Here is a 21,682-nt window from a genome sequence, read left to right on the forward strand (position 1 = left end):
GCGAGGGGAACCGGGCCTTCAGGTGTGGTGCGGGTCGGACTAGCCGGCCAGCGAACCGAACTCCACGTTCAGCGGCGCGTAGGTGTTCTCGCTGCCGTACTGGTAGATGCCGATGTAGGCCTCGGTCGGGTCGCCGTTGTCATCGAAGGTGATGGGCCCGGAGACGCCGTCGTAGTCGATGTCGGTGCCGGCCGCGAGCAGGTCGGCGCACTCGGAGAAGCTGGTGCACTTCGTGCCGCCCTCCGAGACCGCCTTCATGTTCGCCTGGATGGTCGGGCCCGAGGCGTCGCCACCGGCGACGGCCGCGAGAGCCATCAGGTTGACCGCGTCGTACGACTCGGCGCCGTAGCTGAAGTCGGTCAGATCGGGGTTCACACCGAGCAGCTTCGCCTTGAACGCGTCGTCGGCGAGCACTCCGGGGAGCGTGCCCTTGGCGCAGTTCAGGGTGCCGGCGTCGAAGTCGGCCGAGTAGTCGGCCAGGTTGCCGTCGACGAAGTAGACCTTGCTGCCGTCGAAGCCCTTGGTGCCCACGAGCTCGGGGATGATGACCTTGGTCTGGTCGAAGGCGATCAGCGCGATGGCGTCGGGGTCTTCGGCCACGACGGCGTCGATCTGGGCGCTGAACTGGCTGTCACCCTCGTTGAACGCCTCGGAGGCGACGACGGTGCCGCCGGCGGCCTCGACGGCCTTGGAGACGTTCTCCTCCAGGCCCGAGCCGTAGGCGTCGTTCAGGTAGATTATGCCGACGTTGGTGGCGCCGTCGTTGACGATCAGGTTGCCGAGCACGCGGCCCTGCAGCACGTCGGACGGAGCCGTGCGGAAGTAGTACCCGCCGTCGGCGTAGGTCGAGAAGTCGGGCGAGGTGTTCGCCGGCGAGATCTGGACGACCTTCGCACCGGTCACCTGGTCGATGAAGGTGAACGACACACCCGACGAGGCCGCACCGACGATGCCGGAGACGCCCTGGCTGAGCAGGTCGGTCGCCGACTGGGTGGCGATGTCGGTGGTGGTGTCACCCGAGTCGCGGTGGATGACCTCGGCGTTGCCGCCCAGGACGCCCGACGCGGACGCGTTGATCTCGTCGATGGCGAGGTCGACACCCGCGATCTCGGGCGGGCCGAGGAACGCGAGCGAGCCGGTCGTCGGCAGGATGGAGCCGATCTTCAGCTTGGTCTCGCGGGTCTGGGCCGCCTCCGGCGCGGTCGCCGTGATGTCGGCCGCTGCGGTGGCCGCGTCGGGGCCGCAGAGTGCTGCCGCCGCGGTGGTCTCTCCGCCGTCGCTCGCGGGCGTCGACGCGCACGAGGCCAGCAGCAGGGCCGTGGCGCTGAACGCGGCTACGCCGGCAACGATCGAGAGGGGCTTCGAGCGCGAGGCCGAGGCCTTCGCAAATACGCTCATGGTGCTCCTTATGTGAATGTGTGCAGTTTCTCGGCAGACTCGAAGAATCGGCCGTGCCATCACGCTATGTGCTGATCGGCACCGGAACAATACGCTCGTGTTACAGCCATGTAACACGGGACAATCGTTATCTCGCAGTGACCTCGGGAGCGCTCTCAGCGCCGCGCGGCCCGGGCCATGTCGACGACCAGCACCAGCACCGCGACCCAGACGACGGCGAATCCGGCCCAGCGCTCGGGCGGCATGGGCTCGTGCAGTACGAAGACCCCGATGGCGAACTGCAGCAGGGGGGCGACGAACTGGATGAAGCCGACGTAGGCCAGCGGCAGCCGCCGCGTGGCCGAGGCGAACATCAACAGGGGCACCGCGGTCGCCACGCCCGACAGCAGCATCAGCCCCGTGTGCAGCGGGCTGACGGTGCCGAACACGATTCCACCCGGCAGCACGGCGACGATGATCAGCTGCACGGTGGCGAGCGGGGCCAGCCAGGCGGTCTCCAGCGAGAGCCCGCTGACCGCGTCGACGCGGGGGCCGACGTGCTTCTTCACCAGCCCGTAGGTGCCGAAGGAGCCCGCCAGCACGAGGGCGAGCCACGGCACCGAGCCGTGCCCGACGGCGAGCACCAGCACGGCGACGAGGGCGATGCCGATGGCGGTCCACTGGAGCATCCTGAGCTTCTCGTGCAGCACGAGCACGCTGAGCAGCACGGTGACGATGGGGTTGATGAAGTAGCCGAGCGAGGTCTCGACCACCTGCCCCGAGAGGGTGCCGAGGATGTAGGTCTGCCAGTTGACGTAGATCAGCAGGCCCGCGAGCCCCATCAGCAGGAGCAGGCGCGGCTGCCGCGCGATGGCGAGGAAGGGCCGCCAGCCGCGGGTGGCGGTGAGCAGCACCGCGCAGAACACCAGCGAGAAGAGGATGCGCCAGGCGACGATCTCGAACGCCCCCGCCGGCTGCATGAGCAGGAAGTAGAGCGGGAACACGCCCCAGAGCACGTAGGCGCCGACGGCGTAGAGGAGCCCGGCCCGGAAGGCCTGGGCGGGGGCGGAGCGGTCGGGCACCGCGTCAGCCTACCTCTGCGCGGACAGGCCCCTGCGCCGGGAACGACAGAACCCCCGGGCGGCCAGGCCACCCGGGGGTTCTGCGTGAAGAAGGATGCGTCAGCGGACGACGACCGCGAGCACGTCGCGAGCCGAGAGCACGAGCAGGTCCTCTCCGCCGTACTTCACCTCGGTTCCGCCGTACTTGGAGTAGATGACCTTGTCGCCGACGGCGACGTCGAGCGGGATGCGGTTGCCGTTGTCGTCGATGCGGCCGGGGCCCACGGCGACGACTTCGCCCTCCTGGGGCTTCTCCTTGGCGGTGTCAGGGATGACGAGACCGGAAGCAGTGGTCTGCTCAGCTTCGACCTGCTTGATGACGATGCGATCCTCGAGCGGCTTGATGGAGACCGACACGGTTGACCTCTTCTTTCTCAGTTACAAAACGTCTGGTTAGCACCCTCACTCCGAGAGTGCTAAATCGAGTTTAGGGGCTTCATTGGCACTCCCGCAACGCGAGTGCCAACAATCGCGCCGCGCTTGGTAGCGTGGCCGGATGGACTCCGCCGAGCTGTCGCTGCTGCTGACCACGGAGGGGCTCCGGCTCGTCGACTCGCTCCCCGAGTACTCGGCCGCCGACGCGGTGCGGCAGGTCGCCGCCCTCCGCAAGGCGGGCCACTCCCCCGAGCTCGTCGCGGTCGCCCTCACCCAGTCGCGGCTGCGGCAGAAGGCGCGGGCGAAGTTCGGCGGCTTCGCCGACCGCCTGCTCTACACCCAGGCCGGCCTCGAGCAGGCCACCCGACTGCAGGTCGCCGCCCTGCACGCCGGTCGGTTCCGCGATGCCGGTGTGCGGCGGGTGGCCGACCTCGGCTGCGGGCTGGGGGCGGATGCGCTGGCCATCGCCGCGCTCGGCATCCCCGTGCTCGCGGTCGAGCGCGACGAGGTCACCGCCGCCCTGGCCGCCTACAACCTCGCCGCTTTCCCCGACGTCGAGGTGGTGCACGCCGACGCCGAGAGCGTTGCGCTCGACGGGGTCGACGCGGTCTACCTCGACCCCGCCCGGCGCACCGCCGGCACCGGCGAGACCTCCCGGTTGACGAGGCCCGACGACTACTCCCCCTCGGTCGGCTTCGCGTTCGGGCTGGGCGAGCGGATGCCCGTGGGCGTCAAGCTCGGCCCGGGCTTCGATCGCGCCCAGATCCCGGGCTCCGCCGAGGCGCAGTGGGTCTCGGTCGACGGGCAGCTGGTCGAGATGGGGCTGTGGTTCGGCGCGCTCGCCCGCTCCGGCGTGCGTCGCTCGGCGCTCGTGGTGCGCGACGGCGGTGCCGCCGAGCTCACGGCGGCCGGCGACAGCGACGACGCCGAGGTGCGGCCGATCGGGGAGTTCGTCTACGAGCCCGACGGCTCGATCATCCGTGCCCGGCTGATCGGCGCGCTGGCCGAGCGCCTGGGGGCCGGGATGCTCTCGGCCGGCATCGCCTATCTCACGGCCGACGAGGTCGTCGAGACGCCGTTCGCCTCGGCCTTCCGGGTGCGGGAACGGCTGCCGGCCAGTGAGGCCGCGCTGAAGCGGGCCCTGAGGGAACGTCGAATCGGCACACTCGAGATCAAGAAGCGCGGCATCGACGTCGACCCGGCGGCGCTGCGCACGCGGCTGGCGTTGAAGGGGCCGGAGTCGGCCACGCTCATCCTCACCCGGGTCGACGGGGCGCACGAGGCGCTGCTCGTCGACCGGGTGGGCTGAGGCGGCCGCACCGACTGAGGCGGCCGCACCGGCCGCGGGCGCGGGCGGCCTAGTAGTACGTGCCCGAGGTGCCCGCGATCGCGATCGCCAGCACGACGAAGACGATGTAGAAGATCACGAGCAGCACGCCGAGGCCAGTGAACACGTATGACAGGATGAGGCCCGCCTTCGCGAGCCCGCGGCCCTGCTCACCGGTGCGGTCGATCTGCTTCAGCGCGATGTGACCGGTGACGATGCCGGCGATCGAGAACACGAACGCGAGGATGATCGTGATGATCGCCAGCGTGTTCATGGGGGGCGTGACCGGCGCCTGGTAGCCGTAGTACGGCTGCTGCTGCTGCGGCGGGTAGCCGGGGGGCGGCGTCTGGCCGTAGCCCGGCTGCGGGGCCTGACCGTAGGCCGGCGGCGGGTTCTGGCCGTACGGCTGCACCGGCGGCTGCGGCGCGGGCGGCTGCGGCTGCTGCGCCTGCGGCTGCTGCGCCTGCGGCGGCTGCGGCGGCTGCGGCGGGGGTGCCGACTGGTAGCCGCCGACGGGCGGCTGCGGGGCGACGGGCGGGACGGGCGGTTCTCCGGCGGCCGGAGGGGTGGTGTCGCTCACGGAGTGACCCTTTCCTGTGGCGGCAGGCCGGCGGCGCTGCCTGGTTCGTCAACATCGTAGGCGCAGGCGACCGGGAGCCGCCTGCGCCCGACGACTCAGTAGGTGGTGACCGTGCCCTGGCTGGCCGCCACCGCGAAGATGACGATGAACAGCACGATGTAGAACACGATGGTGACGGCACCGATGATGATGCCGGCCAGCGCGAGGCCGCGGCCCTTCTCGCCGGTCTTCTTGATCTGGCTGAGGGCGATCGCGCCGAGCACGATGGCGATGACGTTGAACGACAGCAGCGAGATCACGAACGCGACGATCGCGAGGACGTTCCACTTCTGCTCGGCCACGGGGCCGGCGGCGTAGGCGGGAGGGGTGGGGTTCGTCACGGGAGGCTCCAAGATCGCGGTAGACGGGGACGGCACTATCGTGGCGGGCGTCTGAGAATCTGTCAATCGCGACGACCCCTCGTGACGCGGAGTGACGCCCCGCTCAGGCCGGGGCGGCGAGCTCGTCGACCTGGATCTCGGTGACCGGCAGTGTCGAGTCGGCCCCGAAGCCGAGGCCGCTCGGCCGGTGCCCCGCCGCGACCAGCTGCGCACCGAGGGCGGCGATCATGGCCCCGTTGTCGGTGCAGAGCGCCAGGGGCGGGATGCGCAGCTGCACCCCCTGGGCCGCCGCCCGCTCGGCGGCGGCCTCCCGGACGCGTGCGTTGGCGACGACCCCTCCGCCGAGCAGCAGCCGCGGGATGCCGAGGTCGGCGCAGGCCCGGAACGCCTTCGTCAGCAGCACGTCGACCACGGCCTCGCGGAAGCTCGCGGCGACGTCGGCCACGGGCACCTCCTCGCCGGCGTCCTGCGCCTTCTCGACCCAGCGGGCGACGGCGGTCTTGAGCCCCGAGAACGAGAAGTCGTAGCGGTGCCGCTCCAGGTCCTTCGGCAGCATCAGGCCCCGCGGGAAGCGGATCGCCGTCGGGTCGCCGCCGACCGCCGCGCGGTCGATCTGCGGCCCGCCCGGGTAGGGCAGCCCGAGGATGCGCGCGACCTTGTCGAACGCCTCCCCGGCGGCGTCGTCGATGGTCTCGCCGAGGAGCTCGACGTCGCCGACCAGGTCGCGCACGACGAGCAGCGAGGTGTGTCCGCCCGAGACCAGCAGCGCCACCGTGGGGTACTCCAGCGGCTCGGCGTCGAGCACGTCGGCGCCGACGTGGCCGACGAGGTGGTTCACGGCGTAGAGCGGCTTTCCCGTCGCCACGGCGAGGGCCTTCGCCGCCCCGACGCCCACCATGAGCGCTCCGGACAGGCCGGGGCCGCTCGTCACCGCGATGGCGTCGAGCTCGGCGAAGCCGATGCCCGCTTCAGCGAACGCAGCCTCGAGCGCGGGGTTGATCGCCTCGAGGTGCGCCCGGGCGGCGACCTCGGGTACGACGCCGCCGTAACGCGCGTGCTCGTCCATCGACGACGAGATGACGTTCGCCAGCAGGGTGCGCCCACGCACGATGCCGATGCCGGTCTCGTCGCAGGAGGTCTCGATGCCGAGCACCACGGGCTCGCGGGTCATGCGGTCGTCCTTCCGGCGGGGCGGCCGAGCTCGGCCCGCATCACGACGGCGTCGACGCCGTCGGGCTGGTAGTAGTTCGGGCGCACGGCGATGTCGTCGAAGCCGAGCGAGCGGTACAGCCCGTGGGCGACCGGGTTGTCGGCGCGCACCTCGAGGAAGATCTGAGTCGCGCGTCGCCGCCCGGCCTCCGCCATCAGCGCGGTCATCAGCGCTCGCCCCAGGCCCTGGCCGCGGTCGGCGGGGTCGACGGCGATGGTCTGGATGTCCGCGTCGGACGAGCCCGCCGGGCAGAGCAGCCCGGCATACCCCGCGAGGCCGCCGCCGTCGCGCACGGCGACGAGATAGTGGCAGAACGGGCTGTCGAGCTCCCGCGCCATGGAGTCGCGCGACCACGCGTCGGTGGTGAACGACGACACCTCGAGCGCCATGATCGCGTCGAGGTCGGCATCGGTCGCCGGTCGCAGCATGGGCGGCACGGGCGACACGGCCGGCACGGGCGGCACGGGCGGCGCGGGCGGCGCGGGCGACACGGCCGACGCGGGCGGCACCGGCGACGGGTCGGTCACCGGGTCACCCGCTTGCGCGCCCCCGGCACCGTCACGTCGGGCGACCGGAGGTAGAGCGGCTCCGTGTACTCCACCGGCAGTCCGGCGGCGCGGCGGATCAGGGCGGCCCGGCCGAGCGCCCCGGCCGAGACCTGGGTGGCGTCGATCCGCTCGACGTCGGGGTAGGGCAGCTCGTCGGGGCGACAGAGGCCGGGGCCGTCGGTGCGGGAGACCGCGTCGGAGCCGAGGTCATAGCTCGACCAGTAGAGCTCCCGTCGACGCGCATCCGTCACCACCAGCAGCGGGCCACGCGTGCCGGCCGACCACTCGTCGAGCGCCACCGCGTCGTGGCTGACGGCGGGCGTCAGCGGGCGGCCGATACCGAGGGCGAAGGCTCGGGCGGCCGCGATGCCGACACGCAGCCCGGTGAACGGCCCGGGGCCCATGCCCGCCACGACCTCGTCGAGGCGGGACGGGTCGACGCCGGCCTCGTCGAGCACGGCCGCGATCATCTCGCCGATCACCTCGGCGTGGCGCATGGTGTCCTCGGTCGACCGCTCGGCCAGCACGAGATCGCCCTCGACCACGGCGACCGAGGTTCCGGCTGAGGTGTCGATGGCGAGAAGCACCCCACGAGCCTAACGCGCCCGGCTGCGTCGACGACCGGATGCGCGGCCACCCCCGAGCGCGGCTACCACCGTGGCCTGCCGACCGCGGCTACGACCAGCGCCCGCCCACCGGGCTACGACCAGCGCCCGCCCACCGGGGTCAGCGACACCCGCCTCGGCTCCACCGGCTCCGCACCCTCGTCGGGCTCGTCGTCCTGCGCCGGCCCCGCCCCGTGCGGACGGTCGATCGTGATCGACAGCCACGAGTCGGCGAGCGCCTCGATCAGGCCGGCGCCCCACTCGACCACGACCACCGCGTGCTCGAAGTCGATGTCGAGGTCGTCGAGCTCGAGCGCCGAGCCGAGCCGGTATGCGTCGACGTGCACGAGCGGCGCCCCGCCCACGAGCGAGGGGTGCGTGCGGGCGAGCACGAAGGTGGGGCTCGTCACGGGGCCGCGCACTCCGAGCCCCTCGCCGAGACCGCGGGTGAAGGTGGTCTTGCCCGCCCCGAGGTCGCCCGCGAGCAGCACCAGGTCGCCCGCGCCGAGACGTCGCCCGACCTCGAGGCCGAACGCGTGCATCCGCTCGGGGTCGTCGACGGTGAGCTCGGCCGAGACCGGTGCGGAAGCCGCGGCGCCCGCCTCGTCGGCACCGACCGACTCGACAGCCCCGACAGCACCGGACGACGCGACCGCCCCGACGGCGGCGGCGAGCTCGGCGAACCGCCCCACCCCCGCCCCCGCCCCGTGCGACGGCTCCGCGGCGCTCATCGCCCGCCTCCGCCCGACGCGCCCTCCACGTGCACCCGCTCGACGCGGGCGCCGATGCGCGCCACGATCTCGTCGCCGATGGTGTCGGCGAAGCCCGCCCACTCCTCGGCGGTGGGCTCGCCGTGGTCGCCCTCGCCGAACACGACGACCTCGTCGCCCGGCTCGACCGGATGGTCGCCCACGTCGACCACGAACTGGTCCATCGCGATGCGCCCGGCGACGGGGTGCCGGCGGCCGCCGATCCACACCGAGGCGCGACCGCTCGCGATGCGCGGGATGCCGTCGGCATAGCCCAGCGGCACCAGCGCGAGCGTCGTCTCCCCCTCGGTGCGGTACGCGAACCCGTACGAGACGCCGTGCCCCGCCGGCACCCGCTTCACCGACGCCACCGGGGCGGTCAGCGTCATCACGGGCCGCAACCCCAGGTCGCGGGCGGTCTGGTCGTCGAACGGCGACACCCCGTAGGCCGCGATGCCGAAGCGCACCATGTCGAGCCTCGCCTCGGGCATCCGGATGCCTGCCGAGCTCGCCGCGAGATGCAGCTTCTCGAACCGGGCGCCCAGACCCTCGGCGACCTCGACCGCGCGCCGGAGCTTCGCCAGCGCGAGCCCGTCGTCGTCGGGCGAGGCGTCGGCGAGATGCGACCACGCCGCGTGCAGGCGCACGGCCCCGGCCCGGTCGTGCTCGAGCGCCGCCGTCACGAGCGCCGGCCAGTCGGCCTCGGTGGCGCCGTTGCGGCTGAGCCCGGTGTCGATCTTGAGGTGCACGCGAGGGGCGACGGATGCGCGGGCCGCCGCGATGGCGTCGAGCTGCCACACGGCCGAGATGCCGAGGTCGATGTCGGCCTCGGCCGCCTCGCCGAAGAGGGCGTCGGGGTCGTGCATCCAGGCGAAGATCGGAGCGGTGATGCCCGCCTCGCGCAGCGCCAGTGCGGCCGGGATGTCGAGCACGGCGAGCGAGCTCGCGCCCGACTCGAGGGCCGCCCGCGCGAGGGGCACCATGCCGTGACCGTAGGCGTCGGCCTTCACGGCGAGCATGGTCTCGGCCGGCTTCGCCAGCTCGGACAGGGTGCGCACGTTGTGCCGGAAGGCGTCGAGGTCGATCACCGCGCGCCGGGCCGGAACCGCGCCGGACGTCCCGCTCATGACTCCACCCTCTGCACGCGCCGGCCGAGCCGGGTGACGATCTCGTAGTTGATGGTCGAGGCGGCCTCGGCCCAGTTGTCGGCCGAGGGGAAGCCCTCCGCCGGGTCTCCGAACAGCACGACCCGGTCGCCAACCGCTGCCTCGTGCTCGCCGAGGTCGACGACGAACTGGTCCATCGCCACGCGGCCCACGATGCGGTGCACCTGGCCGTCGACCCAGACGCTGCCCGTGTTCGAGACGTGGCGCGGGATGCCGTCGGCGTAGCCGAGCGGCACCAGACCGAGCCACGAGTCGGTCGCGGGCCGGTAGGTGTAGCCGTACGAGACCCCGGTTCCGGCCGCCACCCGCTTCACCGAGATCAGCCGGCTCTCCACGCGCATCGCGGGCACCAGCCCGAGGGCGGCGGAGTCGGCGTCGTCAAAGGGCGACAACCCGTAGAGCCCGATGCCGAGCCGCACGAGGTCGAGTCGCGTCTCGGGCAGCCGCAGCGCCCCGGCGGTCGACGCGAGGTGACGGATGCGCGGCCGGAGCCCGGCGGCCCGCGCCAGCGCGGTCGCCTCCTCGAACACGGCGAGCTGGGCGCGGTCGTCGTCGGACCCCGTGTTCGACAGATGGCTGAACAGCCCCTCGACCTGCACGAGGCCCTGGGTCTCGTACGCGCGCGCCGTCTCGAAGAACTCCGCCCAGTCGCCCCGCGCGGCCCCGTTCCGGCCGAGCCCCGTGTCGATCTTGAGGTGCAGCACCGCGGGCGACGCGGCGGACCCCGCCGAGGCCGCCCGGTCGAGCTGCCGCCGCGTGCTGATGCCGAGCGTCACCCGACCCTCGACGGCCCGGCGGAAGTCGGGGTCGGAGTCGTGCAGCCAGGCCAGCACCGGGGCGTCGACCCCGGCGGCTCGCAGCGCGAGCGCCTCGTCGACGTCGGCCACGCCGAGCATGGTGGCCCCGCCCGCGAGCGCGGCACGGGCGGCGCGCTCGGCACCGTGGCCATAGCCGTCGGCCTTGACGACGGCCATCACCGCGGCCGGGGCGACGGCGGCGGCGACCGTGGCGACGTTCCGCCGCAGGGCGGCGACGTCGACGTGGGCGCGACGCAGCGCGGGCACGGTGGGAGCCTCTGGTGTGGAGGGCGCGCTCACGCCGCACCGCTCTCGGCGACGACGAACGCCATCGCGGTGCCGCCATCGTGGGTCAGGCTGAGGTGCAGGTGGGCCGCGCCGAGCTCGGCGAGCGCCGCCGCCACCCCGCCCGCCACGGCGAAGGCCGGGTTGCGGTCGTCGTTCGAGACGACCTCCATGTCGTGCCAGCGGAACTGGGTGGAGTGCCCGACCGCCTTGATCAGAGCCTCCTTCGCGGCGAAGCGCGCCGCCAGCGAGCGCACGGGCAGGCCGCGCTCCCCCTCGGTGAACAGCCGTTCGCGCAGGCGCGGGGTCTTCTCGAGGGCGCGCTCGAACCGGGCGACGTCGACCAGGTCGACTCCGACTCCGACGATCACGACGGCCTACTCGACCGTGACCGACTTGGCGAGGTTGCGCGGCTGGTCGACGTCGAGCCCCTTCGCCGTGGCGAGCTCCATCGCGAACAGCTGCAGCGGGATGACCGTGAGCAGCGGCTCGAACAGCGGGGCCGCGAGCGGGATGCGGATCACCTCGTCGGCGAACGGCAGCACGGCCACGTCGCCCTCCTCGGCGATCGCGAGGATGCGGGCGCCGCGGGCGCGGATCTCCTGGATGTTCGACACGACCTTGGCGTGCAGCGAGTTCGGGTCGCGCGGGCTCGGCACGATGACGAACACAGGCTGGCCGGGCTCGATCAGGGCGATCGGCCCGTGCTTCAGCTCGCCGGCGGCGAAGCCCTCGGCGTGGATGTACGCCAGCTCCTTCAGCTTCAGCGCACCCTCGAGCGCGATCGGGTAGCCGACATGACGGCCGAGGAAGAGCACGGCACGGCTGTCGGACATCCACTTGGCCAGCTGCGTGATCTCCTCACCGTTGCCGAGCACCTGCTCGATCTTGGCGGGGATGCCCTGCAGCTCGGCGAGCTGGTGCGCCGAGGTCTCGGCGTCGAGCGTGCCGCGCACGCGGGCGAGGTGCAGGCCGAAGAGGTAGAGCGCGGTGATCTGCGCGACGAACGCCTTGGTCGAGGCGACGGCGACCTCGGGCCCGGCGTGCGTGTAGACCACGGCGTCGGACTCGCGGGCGATCGTCGCACCCTGCGTGTTGCAGATGGAGAGGGTGCGGGCGCCGTTCGCGATGGCGTACTTGACGGCCATCAGCGTGTCCATGGTCTCGCCCGACTGGCTGATCGACACCACGAGGGTGCGCTCGTTCAGCACCGGCTCGCGATAGCGGAACTCGTGCGACAGCTCGACCTCGACGGGCACGCGGGCCCACTTCTCGATGGCGTACTTGCCCACGAGGCCGGAGTAGCTGGCGGTGCCGCAGGCGATCACGATCACGCGGTCGATGCCCGCGAGCATCCCGTCGAGGCCCTCGAGCTCGGGCAGCACGGCCTGGCCGTCGACCACGCGGCCGAGGATCGTGTTGGCCACGGCCTCCGGCTCCTCGCTGATCTCCTTCGCCATGAAGCTCGACCAGCCGCCCTTCTCGGCGGCCGAGGCGTCCCACGAGACCTCGAACTCCTGGGTCTCGACGGGCTCGCCGTCGAAGTCGGTGACGGTGACGTCGTCGGCGGTGATCACGACGATCTGGTCCTGGCCGATGGCGAGGGCGCGGTGGGTGTGCTCGACGAAGGCGGCGACGTCGCTGCCGAGGAAGTTCTCGCCCTCGCCCAGGCCGATCACGAGCGGCGAGTTGCGGCGAGCGCCGACCACGACACCCGGCTCGTCCTGGTGCACGGCGAGCAGCGTGAAGGCGCCGTCGAGGCGCGAGACGACCCGGCCGAGGGCTGCGGCGAGCCCGCCGCCGGCCTCGTACTCGCGGCCGAGCATCTTGGCGGCCACCTCGGTGTCGGTCTCGCTGTCGAAGACGTAGCCGTCGTCGAGCAGCTCCTGCTTGAGCCCCGCGAAGTTCTCGATGATGCCGTTGTGGATCAGCGCGATGCGGCCGTCGGCCGAGAGGTGCGGATGCGCGTTCACGTCGGTCGGGCCGCCGTGCGTCGCCCAGCGGGTGTGCCCGATGCCGGTCTGGCCGTCGGCCATCGGCCGCGCCTCGAGGTCGTCGGCGAGCACGGCCAGCTTGCCGGCGCGCTTGCGGGTCGAGATCGTTCCGTCGGGGGCGATGACGGCCACCCCGGCGGAGTCGTAGCCGCGGTATTCCAGTCGCCGGAGGCCACCGAGGAGCACCTCGAGAGAGCTGTTGTTACCGACGTATCCCACGATTCCACACATGGGCCCGAGTCTATCCGAGGCATCCGGGGCGACCCTGACAGTGCAGAATAGGAGTCCTATGCCCGATTCCGCTTCGACCGGCCTCGCGCAGTTCAGCCCCTTCACCGAGTTCGATCGGGCGCACTGGGCTGCTCTGGCGCCGTCGACCCCGCTGCCCCTGTCCGAGACGGAGATCGTGCAGCTCAGGGGTCTCAGCAACCCGCTCAACCTCCGCGAGGTCGAGGAGGTCTACCTCCCGCTGGCCCGCCTGATCAACCTCTACGCCACGAGCGCGAAGCAGCTGCACCGCTCCACCACCGACTACCTCGGCGAGACCTCGAAGAGCACACCCTTCGTCATCGGCATCGCGGGCTCGGTGGCCGTCGGCAAGTCCACGACGGCCCGCCTCCTGCGCGAGCTCCTCGCCCGCTGGTCCGACACGCCCCGGGTCGAGCTCGTCACCACCGACGGCTTCCTGCTGCCGAACGCCGAGCTCGAACGACGCGGGCTGATGCAGCGCAAGGGCTTCCCCGAGTCGTACGACCGGCGCGCGCTGCTGCGCTTCGTCACCGCGGTGAAGAGCGGCAACCCCGAGGTGCGCGCCCCGTTCTACTCGCACCTCAGCTACGACATCGTGCCCGAGGCCCAGATCGTGGTGCGCCAGCCCGACATCCTCATCGTCGAGGGCCTGAACGTGCTGCAGCCGCCGGCGAGCAACCGCCTGGCGGTGAGCGACCTGTTCGACTTCTCGGTCTACGTGGATGCCCGCACGAACGACATCGCCGACTGGTACGAGACCCGCTTCATGGCCCTGAAAGACGGCGCCTTCGCGAACCCGAAGTCGTACTTCCACCGCTACGCGAGCCTGTCCGACGACGAGGCGCGTCAGACGGCCCGACGGATCTGGCGTTCGATCAACCTGCCGAACCTCTTGGAGAACGTGCTTCCCACGCGCTCCCGCGCCACCCTCGTCCTCCGCAAGGACGCCGACCACCGCGTCGGCAAGGTCCTCCTCCGCAAGCTCTAGGCAGCTCGCAGGCCGCTAGCCTGCGGTCAGCTGGCCCGCGACCAGCTGGCCCGCGATCGGCTCAGAAGGAGCGTTCGACGCCCGTGGAGAGGCGCTGGCGCACGACCTCGGCGAGGGACTCCGCGATGCGGTCGGCCGTGGCCTGGTCGCCCGCCTCGACCATGACGCGCACGAGCGGCTCGGTGCCGGACGGGCGCAGCAGCACGCGGCCGGTCTCACCGAGATCGGCCTCGGCCTCGGCTACCGCGTTCGCGAGCACGGTGTCGCTCGACACCCCGTCGCGGTCGACGCCGCGCACGTTGACGAGGGTCTGGGGGTAGACCTTCATGACCGCCGCCAGCTCGGCCAGGGTCTTGCCGGTCGCGGCCATCCGGCTCACCAGCTGCAGGCCGGTGAGGATGCCGTCGCCCGTGGTGGCGTGGTCGGCGAAGATGATGTGGCCCGACTGCTCGCCGCCGAGGCTGAGCCCGCGCTCGTTGATGGCCTCGAGCACGTAGCGGTCGCCCACCCGGGTCTCGAGCATCTCGATGCCGTGGTGGGCCATGGCGACCTTGAGGCCGAGGTTCGACATGACGGTCGCCACGAGCGTGTTCTCCCGCAGCTGGCCGCGATCGGCCTGGGCGAGCGCGAGGATCGCCATGATCTGGTCGCCGTCGATGACGTTGCCGTCGGCGTCGACGGCGAGGCAGCGGTCGGCGTCACCGTCGTGGGCGATGCCGACGTCGGCGCCCGCGGCCACGACCGCCTCGGCCAGCTGACCGAGGTGCGTCGAGCCGACGCCGTCGTTGATGTTCATGCCGTCGGGGTCGTTGCCGATCACCGTGATGCGCGCGCCGGCCTGGTTGAAGGCCTCGGGCGAGACGCCGGCGGCCGCGCCGTGGGCGCAGTCGAGCACCACGTGCAGGCCGTCGAGGCGGTGCGGCAGCGTGGTGAGCAGGTGCACCACGTAGCGGTCCTCCGCGTCGGCGAAGCGCCTGATGCGGCCGATGTCGCCGCCGAGCGGGGTGAGCTGCGGATGCTCGAGGGCCGCCTCGATGGCGATCTCGACGTCGTCGGGCAGCTTCTTGCCCCCGGCGGCGAAGAACTTGATGCCGTTGTCGGGCGCCGGGTTGTGCGAGGCCGAGATGACGACGCCGAAATCGGCGCCGATGTCGGCGATCAGGAACGCGGCCGCCGGGGTCGGCAGCACTCCGGCGTCGAGGACGTCGACGCCGGAGCTCGCGAACCCCGCCGAGACGGCGGCCGCGATGAAGTCACCGGACTGACGGGGGTCGCGGGCGACCACGGCGACCGGTCGTCGACCGGCGTCCCGGGCCGCGGCACCAAGGACACGGGCGCCTGCCTGCGCGATGCGCAGGGCGAGGTCGGCCGTGACGTCTTGGTTCGCGAGCCCACGCACCCCATCGGTGCCGAAAAGGCGAGCCATAGGCTAAGCGTAGAGCCGAAGAGCGATCAGCGCTTCGAGAACTGCGATGCCTTACGGGCCTTCTTGAGACCGGCCTTCTTGCGCTCGATGACGCGGGCGTCACGGGTGAGGAAGCCGGCCTTCTTGAGGTCGGCGCGGTTGTTCTCGCGGTCGATCTCGTTCAGGGCACGCGCGATGGCGAGGCGCAGGGCGCCGGCCTGGCCGGAGGGGCCACCGCCGGTGATCTTCGCGACGACGTCGTACGAGCCGATCAGGTCGAGCACCTTGAAGGGGTCGGTGATCAGCTGCTGGTGCAGCTTGTTCGGGAAGTAGTCCGCGAACTCGCGGCCGTTCACCACGAGGGTGCCGGCGCCGGGAACGAGGCGCACGCGGGCGATGGCCTGCTTGCGACGGCCCACGGCAGCGCCGGAGACGTTGAGGACGGCACGGGGGGCGCGGGGCGCCTCGTCGGCCGGGGTTTCGGTGGAGTAGCTCTCGGGAGCCACGTCAATCTGGTCTGCGATCTTCGCCACGGTACTGATGAGTCCTTTGTCTGAGTCTGCTGAACGAACGCGGGACGCTACTGGGCGACCTGGTCGAGGATGAAGGGGGTCGGCTGCTGCGCCGCGTGGGGGTGCTCGGGGCCTGCGTAGACCTTGAGCTTGCGGAACTGGTCGCGACCGAGGGAGGTCTTCGGCAGCATGCCGCGGATCGCCTTCTCGACGGCGCGCTCGGGGTTCTTCTCGAGCAGCTCGGCGTAGCCGACGGCCTTGAGGCCACCCGGGTAGCCCGAGTGACGGTAGGCCTTCTTCTGGGCCAGCTTGGAACCGGTGAGCGCGACCTTGTCGGCGTTCACGATGATGACGAAGTCACCCATGTCCATGTGCGGGGTGAAGGTGGCCTTGTTCTTGCCACGGAGGATGGCGGCCGCGTGGGTGGCCAGGCGGCCCAGGACCACGTCGGTGGCGTCGATGACGACCCAGCCGCGCTGGACCTCGCTTGCCTTGGGGGAGTAAGTGCGCGTCACAGTAGTGCTGCTTTCTTGTTCGAGTGAGGAGTTCGTGAATCCCGCTCCGGTGGGTCTTGCGGACTGGATCAGTCGCAAGGCAGCCGATGGAGGGCTCAACTTCGGGTGAACGGCACGAGGCGCAGACACCAAAGATCAAGAATAGGCGATACCACCCACCCGGTCAAATGAGCTCGCGCCGCGCCCGTGTGCGTTCGGCCCGATCGGCCAGCTCGGCGGCCGCCGGATAGCCCACCTCGGTGAGCACCAGACCCTTGGCCGGCATCACGAGGAAGGCGCCCGTCCGTGCCTTCTCGTCCCGCAGCCGCACGAGCTCCTCGCCGCTCAGCGACCCCTCGCCCACCGAGACCGTGCCGCCTACCAGCGAGCGCACCATGCTGTGGCAGAACGCGTCGGCCTGCAGCTCGGCCACGAGCACACCGTCGTCGTCGCGCCGCCAGGTGAACGACTGCAGCGTGCGGATCGTCGTCGACCCCGCCCGGGGCTTGCAGAAGGTCGCGTAGTCGTGGAGGCCCAGCAGAGCGCGGGCCGCCGCGTCCATGGCGTCGAGGTCGAGGGCCGCCGGATGCCGGACGGTGGTTCGTCGCAGCAACGGGTCGCGCCGCCCGTGCACGTCGCTGACCCGGTACCGGTAGCGGCGCCAGACCGCCGAGAACCGCGCGTCGAAGCCCGCGGGCGCGATCGTGGACGCGAGCACCATCACGTCGCTGTCCGCGCCGAGGATGCCGTTCATCCGCTGCCCGAGCAGGGCGGCCAGGGTGGCCGGCGCCATGCCCCGGGCGTCGTCGCCGCGTCGCCGCAGGCTGCGCAGCTGCGCGTCGTCCAGGTCGAGGTGCGCCACCTGACCGCTGGCGTGCACCCCCGCATCCGTGCGCCCCGCGACCCAGAGCTGCGGTGCGGGCGGGTAGCGGCGGAAGAGGGTGGCCAGCACGTCTTCGAGCACACCCTGCACGGTGCGGAGGCCGGGCTGCTTCGCCCAGCCCGAGAAGTCGGTGCCGTCGTAGGCGATGTCGAGGCGGAGGCGCCACTCCCCCGTCGTCGAATCCACGGCAGCCAGTCTACGACGAAGGCCCCGCCACCCTTGCGGGTGCGGGGCCTTCGAAAGGGGGGAAGCCTACTTGGCGTCCTTCTCCTCGGCGGGCGCCTCGTCGGCAGCGGCCTCGGTCGACTCCTCGGCCGGAGCCTCGGTGGTCTCGTCGGTGCCGGTCTCGTCGGCAGCGGCGTCGGTGGTGGTCTCCTCGGCGGGAGCCTCCTCGACGACCTCGGCCTCGGCCTCGGCAGGAGCCGCGGCGGCAGCCGGCTTCGCCGACTTGCGCTTCGGGGTGACGGGCTCGAGCACGAGCTCGATCTGCACCATCGAGGCGTTGTCGCCCTTGCGGAAACCGAGCTTCGTGATGCGGGTGTAGCCGCCGTCGCGCTCGGCGACGAGCGGAGCAATCTCGGTGAAGAGCTCGTGCACGACCGACTTGTCGCCGATCACGCCGAGCACGCGACGACGGGCGTGGAGGTCTCCACGCTTCGCGAAGGTGATCAGGCGCTCAGCGACGGGGCGGAGGCGCTTGGCCTTCGTCTCGGTCGTCTTGATGCTCTTGTGCGTGAACAGGGCGGCAGCCAGGTTGGCGAGGAGCAGGCGCTCGTGTGCCGGTCCGCCGCCGAGACGGGGTCCCTTGGTTGGCTTGGGCATTTCTTATCTCCAGAGGTGGGTCAGTTGATCAGGTGAGTCGGAGCAGGCGAACGAGCGTCTCAGACGTTCTCGTCGTCGTAGCCGCCGTAGAAGTGGGCGCCGTCGAAACCGGGAACGGTGTCCTTCAGCGAGAGACCGAGCTCGACGAGCTTGTCCTTCACCTCATCGACCGACTTCTGTCCGAAGTTGCGGATGTTCATCAGCTGCGTCTCGGAGAGGGCGACCAGCTCCGACACGGTGTTGATGCCCTCGCGCTTGAGGCAGTTGTACGAGCGCACCGAGAGGTCGAGGTCCTCGATCGGAACCGACAGCTCCGACGAGAGCACGGCGTCGACCGGCGCGGGGCCGATCTCGATGCCCTCGGCGGCGGTGTTCAGCTCACGGGCCAGGCCGAACAGCTCGGTCAGCGTGCGACCGGCCGAGGCGATGGCGTCGCGCGGGGTGATCGCCGGCTTGGTCTCGACGTCGACCACGAGGCGGTCGAAGTCGGTGCGCTCACCGGCACGGGTGGCCTCGACGCGGTAGGTGACCTTGAGCACGGGCGAGTAGATCGAGTCGATCGGGATCTGACCGGCCTCGGAGAACTCGCTGCGGTTCTGGGTCGCCGAGACGTAGCCGCGGCCGCGCTCGATGATCAGCTCGAGCTCGAACTTCGCCTTGTCGTTCAGCGTGGCGATGACGAGCTCGGGGTTGTGGATCTCGACACCGGCCGGAGCCTGGATGTCGGCCGCGGTGACCTCGCCCGACGCGTGCTTGCGCAGGTAGGCGGTGATCGGCTCGTCGTGCTCGCTCGAGACGACCAGGCCCTTGACGTTCAGGATGATCTCGGTGACGTCTTCCTTCACACCGGGGATCGTGCTGAACTCGTGCAGCACGCCGTCGAGGCGGATGCTCGTGACGGCAGCGCCGGGGATCGAGGAGAGCAGGGTGCGGCGGAGCGAGTTGCCGAGGGTGTAGCCGAAGCCGGGCTCGAGCGGCTCGATGATGAACCGCGAACGGAACTCCGAGATGTTCTCCTCGGTGAGAGTGGGGCGCTGTGCAATGAGCACTGTTATTCCTTTCGGCTGAACGTCCGCTATATGACGTTCATAGGCAGAGGTATTGAGTTGTGAGAAACGACCTCACCGACGGAGCACCCAGAGGTGCTCCGTCGGCGGTTACAGCGGAAAGGTCAAACGCGGCGGCGCTTGGGCGGCCGGCAGCCGTTGTGCGCCTGGGGGGTCACGTCGTTGATCGAGCCCACCTCGAGGCCGGCGGCCTGGAGCGAGCGGATCGCGGTCTCGCGGCCGGAGCCGGGGCCCTTGACGAAGACGTCGACCTTCTTCATGCCGTGCTCCTGCGCCTGGCGGGCGGCCGACTCGGCGGCGAGCTGCGCGGCGAACGGAGTCGACTTGCGCGAGCCCTTGAAGCCGACGCCACCCGAGGAGGCCCAGCTGATGACGGCACCGGTCGTGTCGGTGATCGACACGATGGTGTTGTTGAAGGTCGACTTGATGTGGGCCTGGCCCACGGCGACGTTCTTCTTCTCTTTCTTGCGCGGCTTGCGAACAGCCGACTTGGGGGTTGCCATAATTCTCTCCTGGTCCTGTCAGTCGGCGCGCTTAGCGGCCGGCCTTCTTCTTGCCGGCGACGGTGCGCTTCGGGCCCTTGCGGGTACGAGCGTTGGTCTTGGTGCGCTGACCACGCACGGGCAGGCCCTTGCGGTGACGGACACCCTCGTAGGAGCCGATCTCGACCTTGCGGCGGATGTCGGCGGCGACCTCGCGGCGGAGGTCACCCTCTACCTTGTAGTTGCCCTCGATGTAGTCGCGGAGAGCGACGAGCTGGTCGTCGGTGAGATCTTTGACGCGGATGTCGCCCGAGATCTCGGTGTCGGCGAGGGTCTTCAGCGCACGCGTGCGCCCGACCCCGTAGATGTACGTGAGGGCAACTTCCACGCGCTTGTCGCGGGGGATGTCAACTCCTGCTAGACGTGCCATTGTGGCTATCTCCTGGTGATGTGTGGAGGTCTGTGACAGTGAATGTGCTCCGGCCTCCGACCGAAGGTGTCCGCCGCCCGGCTCTCACCGGGCGGCTTCTGACACTGCCATTGAGGGGTGGTACTTCTTAGCCCTGGCGCTGCTTGTGGCGCGGGTTCGACTTGCAGATGTTCATCACTCGGCCGTTGCGGCGGATGATGCGGCAGTGCTCGCAGATGGGCTTGACGCTGGGGTTGACCTTCATCGTTCTTTTCTTTCTTCGCTGTCCTCGTACCCGGCGGAATGCCGTCGGGCCGTTACTTTCCAGCGCTCCTCGGAAGGAGCGGCCTACTTGTAGCGGTAGACGATCCGGCCACGGGTGAGGTCGTAGGGGCTCAGCTCCACGATCACGCGGTCCTCGGGGAGGATGCGGATGTAGTGCTGGCGCATCTTGCCCGAGATGTGGGCAAGAACCTTGTGCCCGTTCGTCAGCTCCACGCGGAACATCGCGTTGGGGAGCGCTTCGACGACCGCGCCTTCGATCTCGATAACACCGTCTTTTTTGGCCATAGCCTCACTGTCACTAAAAATAGATTCTGCTGGTCATGCGAAATCGGCCCACGAAAACGGGCCGAAAACACCAAGGATCGAGCTTACGCTACGGGCGCCCTTTCTGCAAGGAGCCCATTACTCCTCGGGCGAGCGAAAAGCAACTGCGGCGCGCACGGTCTCGAGCAGTCGCTCGCGCAGCGGATGCCCGGGCTCGATGCCCGTGACCTGCGCGGTGAACTCCTCCGGGGTGAGCGTGTCGAGCAGGCCCGCCAGCTCGGCGGACTGCGGATCGGCCGGGGCGTCGAAACGCAGCGCCGCCGCCACGGCGCGCAGCAGCGCATCCGTCGGCAGACCGCGCTCGGCGAGCTCGGCGGCCGGACCGATGAAGCGCTCGTGCCGGGAGATCTTGCGCAGCGGCTGCCGCCCCACCCGCTCGGGGGTGTCGGTGAGGTAGGGGTTCGCGAAGCGCACGAGGTTCTTCTCGAGGTACGCCTCCTGGGTGGCGGGGTCGAACTCGTGCTTGGCCACGAGCAGCGCCTTCGTCTCCTCGAGCACCGCCTTCACCTCGGTGAACACGCTCGGCACCGCCAGGGCGTCGGCGAGGGTCGTCGCCCCCTCGACCCAGCCGTGGTACGCCACTGTGGCGTGACCGGTGTTGACCGTGAAGAGCTTGCGCTCGATGTAGGGGGCGAGGTCGGGCACGAAGTGGGCTGCGGGGATGACCGGCGGCGCGCCCTCGAACGGCGTCTCCTCGATCGCCCACTCGAAGAAGTCCTCCACCGTCACGTCGAGCCCGTGGCCCGGCTCCTGGTTCGGCACGATGCGGTCGACGGCGGTGTTGGCGAAGACGGCCTTCGACAGCGCGGACGCGTCGCCCACCCGGCCCTCGATCTCGCCCTTCAGCACGTCGGTGGCGTTGATCGCGTTCTCGCACGCCATCACCGTGAGCGGGGGCAGCGCGGCGTCACGCGCCTCGATCGCCCGCGCGATCACGGGGGCGACGAACTTCAGGATGTTCGGGCCGACCGCCGTGGTGACGATCTCCGCCGTGGCGATCTCGGCCACCACGGCGTCTTCGTCGGAGCCGCTGTTCAGGGCGCGGTAGCCGGTCACCGTGCGGGTGGAGGAGTTCTCCCCCACCGCGTGCACGTCGTAGCTGGTCGAGGCGGCGAGCGCGTCGATCAGCTCGGCGTTCACGTCGGCGAAGACGAGTTCGTAGCCCGCGTCGTGGAGGATCAGCCCCACGAATCCGCGGCCGATGTTGCCTGCGCCGAAGTGGACGGCCTTCATGTGGTGCTCCTTGGG

At 70.8% G+C, this 21,682-nt stretch carries 26 protein-coding genes; 2 read left to right on the forward strand and 24 right to left on the reverse strand.

Annotated features, from left to right (window positions below):
- Positions 1-39 precede the first annotated feature (39 nt).
- The 3 genes from NVV95_RS09670 to groES form a co-directional block, all read right to left on the reverse strand.
- Positions 40-1,398 (reverse strand): ABC transporter substrate-binding protein, encoded by a 1,359-nt coding sequence (locus NVV95_RS09670; RefSeq protein ID WP_259486328.1) that lies wholly within the window; start codon positions 1,396-1,398, stop codon positions 40-42.
- Between the two features lie 155 nt (positions 1,399-1,553).
- Complete coding sequence (gene rarD / locus NVV95_RS09675; RefSeq protein ID WP_259486329.1) at positions 1,554-2,459, reverse strand: EamA family transporter RarD; 906 nt, start codon at positions 2,457-2,459, stop codon at positions 1,554-1,556.
- Positions 2,460-2,558: 99 nt separating this feature from the next.
- A complete protein-coding gene (gene groES / locus NVV95_RS09680) occupies positions 2,559-2,855 on the reverse strand; it encodes a co-chaperone GroES (RefSeq protein ID WP_173183376.1) in 297 nt (98 codons plus the stop codon).
- 139 nt (positions 2,856-2,994) lie between these two features.
- Here groES and NVV95_RS09685 point away from each other — a divergent pair, with 139 nt between their 5' ends.
- The gene (locus tag NVV95_RS09685) at positions 2,995-4,182 is read left to right on the forward strand and encodes a THUMP-like domain-containing protein (RefSeq protein ID WP_259486330.1); all 1,188 of its coding nucleotides are present in this window, start codon (positions 2,995-2,997) and stop codon (positions 4,180-4,182) included.
- Between the two features lie 49 nt (positions 4,183-4,231).
- Here the strand turns inward: NVV95_RS09685 and NVV95_RS09690 are convergent, their stop codons facing one another.
- The 10 genes from NVV95_RS09690 to glmS form a co-directional block, all read right to left on the reverse strand.
- The gene (locus NVV95_RS09690; protein WP_259486332.1) at positions 4,232-4,780 is read right to left on the reverse strand and encodes a DUF4190 domain-containing protein; all 549 of its coding nucleotides are present in this window, start codon (positions 4,778-4,780) and stop codon (positions 4,232-4,234) included.
- Positions 4,781-4,875: 95 nt separating this feature from the next.
- On the reverse strand, positions 4,876-5,160 hold the full coding sequence (locus NVV95_RS09695; protein WP_259486334.1) for a DUF4190 domain-containing protein: 285 nt from the start codon (positions 5,158-5,160) through the stop codon (positions 4,876-4,878).
- 103 nt (positions 5,161-5,263) lie between these two features.
- Positions 5,264-6,331: a tRNA (adenosine(37)-N6)-threonylcarbamoyltransferase complex transferase subunit TsaD gene (tsaD, locus tag NVV95_RS09700; protein WP_259486335.1), complete on the reverse strand. Its 1,068-nt coding sequence runs from the start codon at positions 6,329-6,331 to the stop codon at positions 5,264-5,266.
- Positions 6,328-6,897, reverse strand: coding sequence for a ribosomal protein S18-alanine N-acetyltransferase (gene rimI / locus NVV95_RS09705; RefSeq protein WP_310796062.1), 570 nt, complete (start codon positions 6,895-6,897; stop codon positions 6,328-6,330). Before rimI ends, tsaD begins: the two co-directional genes overlap by 4 nt.
- Positions 6,894-7,505: a tRNA (adenosine(37)-N6)-threonylcarbamoyltransferase complex dimerization subunit type 1 TsaB gene (tsaB, locus tag NVV95_RS09710; protein WP_259486336.1), complete on the reverse strand. Its 612-nt coding sequence runs from the start codon at positions 7,503-7,505 to the stop codon at positions 6,894-6,896. Before tsaB ends, rimI begins: the two co-directional genes overlap by 4 nt.
- 113 nt (positions 7,506-7,618) lie before the next feature.
- Positions 7,619-8,254: a tRNA (adenosine(37)-N6)-threonylcarbamoyltransferase complex ATPase subunit type 1 TsaE gene (gene tsaE, locus NVV95_RS09715; RefSeq protein ID WP_310796063.1), complete on the reverse strand. Its 636-nt coding sequence runs from the start codon at positions 8,252-8,254 to the stop codon at positions 7,619-7,621.
- A complete protein-coding gene (gene alr, locus NVV95_RS09720) occupies positions 8,251-9,399 on the reverse strand; it encodes an alanine racemase (RefSeq protein WP_259486337.1) in 1,149 nt (382 codons plus the stop codon). Before alr (NVV95_RS09720) ends, tsaE begins: the two co-directional genes overlap by 4 nt.
- On the reverse strand, positions 9,396-10,502 hold the full coding sequence (alr, locus tag NVV95_RS09725) for an alanine racemase (protein ID WP_259486338.1): 1,107 nt from the start codon (positions 10,500-10,502) through the stop codon (positions 9,396-9,398). The genes alr (NVV95_RS09720) and alr (NVV95_RS09725) overlap by 4 nt, the downstream gene beginning before the upstream one ends.
- 29 nt (positions 10,503-10,531) lie before the next feature.
- The gene (locus tag NVV95_RS09730; protein ID WP_259486339.1) at positions 10,532-10,891 is read right to left on the reverse strand and encodes a holo-ACP synthase; all 360 of its coding nucleotides are present in this window, start codon (positions 10,889-10,891) and stop codon (positions 10,532-10,534) included.
- 6 nt (positions 10,892-10,897) lie between these two features.
- Positions 10,898-12,745, reverse strand: a complete 1,848-nt coding sequence (gene glmS / locus NVV95_RS09735; RefSeq protein ID WP_259486340.1) for a glutamine--fructose-6-phosphate transaminase (isomerizing) — start codon at positions 12,743-12,745, stop codon at positions 10,898-10,900.
- Between the two features lie 58 nt (positions 12,746-12,803).
- Between glmS and coaA the strand changes: the two genes are divergently transcribed.
- The gene (gene coaA, locus NVV95_RS09740) at positions 12,804-13,751 is read left to right on the forward strand and encodes a type I pantothenate kinase (protein WP_259486341.1); all 948 of its coding nucleotides are present in this window, start codon (positions 12,804-12,806) and stop codon (positions 13,749-13,751) included.
- Between the two features lie 61 nt (positions 13,752-13,812).
- Here coaA and glmM read toward each other — a convergent pair whose 3' ends face one another.
- The 11 genes from glmM to NVV95_RS09795 all read right to left on the reverse strand — a co-directional run bounded on the left by glmM (position 13,813) and on the right by NVV95_RS09795 (position 21,667).
- The gene (gene glmM, locus NVV95_RS09745) at positions 13,813-15,177 is read right to left on the reverse strand and encodes a phosphoglucosamine mutase (protein WP_259486342.1); all 1,365 of its coding nucleotides are present in this window, start codon (positions 15,175-15,177) and stop codon (positions 13,813-13,815) included.
- Between the two features lie 26 nt (positions 15,178-15,203).
- Entirely contained in the window at positions 15,204-15,689 is a 486-nt protein-coding gene (gene rpsI / locus NVV95_RS09750) for a 30S ribosomal protein S9 (protein ID WP_259486343.1), read from the reverse strand.
- A gap of 47 nt (positions 15,690-15,736) precedes the next feature.
- Positions 15,737-16,183: a 50S ribosomal protein L13 gene (rplM, locus tag NVV95_RS09755; protein WP_259486344.1), complete on the reverse strand. Its 447-nt coding sequence runs from the start codon at positions 16,181-16,183 to the stop codon at positions 15,737-15,739.
- A 163-nt stretch (positions 16,184-16,346) separates the two neighbouring features.
- Positions 16,347-17,231 (reverse strand): tRNA pseudouridine synthase A, encoded by an 885-nt coding sequence (locus NVV95_RS09760; RefSeq protein ID WP_259486345.1) that lies wholly within the window; start codon positions 17,229-17,231, stop codon positions 16,347-16,349.
- Between the two features lie 66 nt (positions 17,232-17,297).
- On the reverse strand, positions 17,298-17,867 hold the full coding sequence (rplQ, locus tag NVV95_RS09765; RefSeq protein WP_259486346.1) for a 50S ribosomal protein L17: 570 nt from the start codon (positions 17,865-17,867) through the stop codon (positions 17,298-17,300).
- A gap of 59 nt (positions 17,868-17,926) precedes the next feature.
- A complete protein-coding gene (locus NVV95_RS09770) occupies positions 17,927-18,916 on the reverse strand; it encodes a DNA-directed RNA polymerase subunit alpha (RefSeq protein WP_194679260.1) in 990 nt (329 codons plus the stop codon).
- A gap of 122 nt (positions 18,917-19,038) precedes the next feature.
- Positions 19,039-19,437, reverse strand: a complete 399-nt coding sequence (rpsK, locus tag NVV95_RS09775) for a 30S ribosomal protein S11 (protein ID WP_022896808.1) — start codon at positions 19,435-19,437, stop codon at positions 19,039-19,041.
- Positions 19,438-19,468: 31 nt separating this feature from the next.
- Complete coding sequence (gene rpsM / locus NVV95_RS09780; protein WP_171703640.1) at positions 19,469-19,846, reverse strand: 30S ribosomal protein S13; 378 nt, start codon at positions 19,844-19,846, stop codon at positions 19,469-19,471.
- 127 nt (positions 19,847-19,973) lie between these two features.
- Positions 19,974-20,090, reverse strand: a complete 117-nt coding sequence (gene rpmJ / locus NVV95_RS09785) for a 50S ribosomal protein L36 (protein ID WP_066041129.1) — start codon at positions 20,088-20,090, stop codon at positions 19,974-19,976.
- Between the two features lie 83 nt (positions 20,091-20,173).
- A complete protein-coding gene (gene infA / locus NVV95_RS09790; protein WP_022883252.1) occupies positions 20,174-20,395 on the reverse strand; it encodes a translation initiation factor IF-1 in 222 nt (73 codons plus the stop codon).
- Positions 20,396-20,512: 117 nt separating this feature from the next.
- Positions 20,513-21,667, reverse strand: a complete 1,155-nt coding sequence (locus NVV95_RS09795) for a mannitol-1-phosphate 5-dehydrogenase (RefSeq protein ID WP_259486347.1) — start codon at positions 21,665-21,667, stop codon at positions 20,513-20,515.
- Between the last annotated feature and the right edge of the window lie 15 nt (positions 21,668-21,682).

Origin of the sequence: Herbiconiux gentiana (assembly GCF_024978135.1) — a bacterium.
Classification (GTDB): Bacteria; Actinomycetota; Actinomycetes; order Actinomycetales; family Microbacteriaceae; genus Herbiconiux; species Herbiconiux gentiana.

Coding starts and splice junctions, on each gene's coding strand:
- NVV95_RS09670 (WP_259486328.1), bottom strand. CDS start 1,398: ATGAGCGTATTTGCGAAGGCCTCGGCCTCGCGCTCGAAGCCCCTCTCG.
- NVV95_RS09685 (WP_259486330.1), top strand. CDS start 2,995: ATGGACTCCGCCGAGCTGTCGCTGCTGCTGACCACGGAGGGGCTCCGG.
- tsaD (WP_259486335.1), bottom strand. CDS start 6,331: ATGACCCGCGAGCCCGTGGTGCTCGGCATCGAGACCTCCTGCGACGAG.
- tsaE (WP_310796063.1), bottom strand. CDS start 8,254: ATGAGCGCCGCGGAGCCGTCGCACGGGGCGGGGGCGGGGGTGGGGCGG.
- alr (WP_259486337.1), bottom strand. CDS start 9,399: ATGAGCGGGACGTCCGGCGCGGTTCCGGCCCGGCGCGCGGTGATCGAC.
- glmS (WP_259486340.1), bottom strand. CDS start 12,745: ATGTGTGGAATCGTGGGATACGTCGGTAACAACAGCTCTCTCGAGGTG.
- coaA (WP_259486341.1), top strand. CDS start 12,804: ATGCCCGATTCCGCTTCGACCGGCCTCGCGCAGTTCAGCCCCTTCACC.
- glmM (WP_259486342.1), bottom strand. CDS start 15,177: ATGGCTCGCCTTTTCGGCACCGATGGGGTGCGTGGGCTCGCGAACCAA.
- rplQ (WP_259486346.1), bottom strand. CDS start 17,867: ATGCCCAAGCCAACCAAGGGACCCCGTCTCGGCGGCGGACCGGCACAC.
- rpsK (WP_022896808.1), bottom strand. CDS start 19,437: ATGGCAACCCCCAAGTCGGCTGTTCGCAAGCCGCGCAAGAAAGAGAAG.
- rpsM (WP_171703640.1), bottom strand. CDS start 19,846: ATGGCACGTCTAGCAGGAGTTGACATCCCCCGCGACAAGCGCGTGGAA.
- rpmJ (WP_066041129.1), bottom strand. CDS start 20,090: ATGAAGGTCAACCCCAGCGTCAAGCCCATCTGCGAGCACTGCCGCATC.
- infA (WP_022883252.1), bottom strand. CDS start 20,395: ATGGCCAAAAAAGACGGTGTTATCGAGATCGAAGGCGCGGTCGTCGAA.
- NVV95_RS09795 (WP_259486347.1), bottom strand. CDS start 21,667: ATGAAGGCCGTCCACTTCGGCGCAGGCAACATCGGCCGCGGATTCGTG.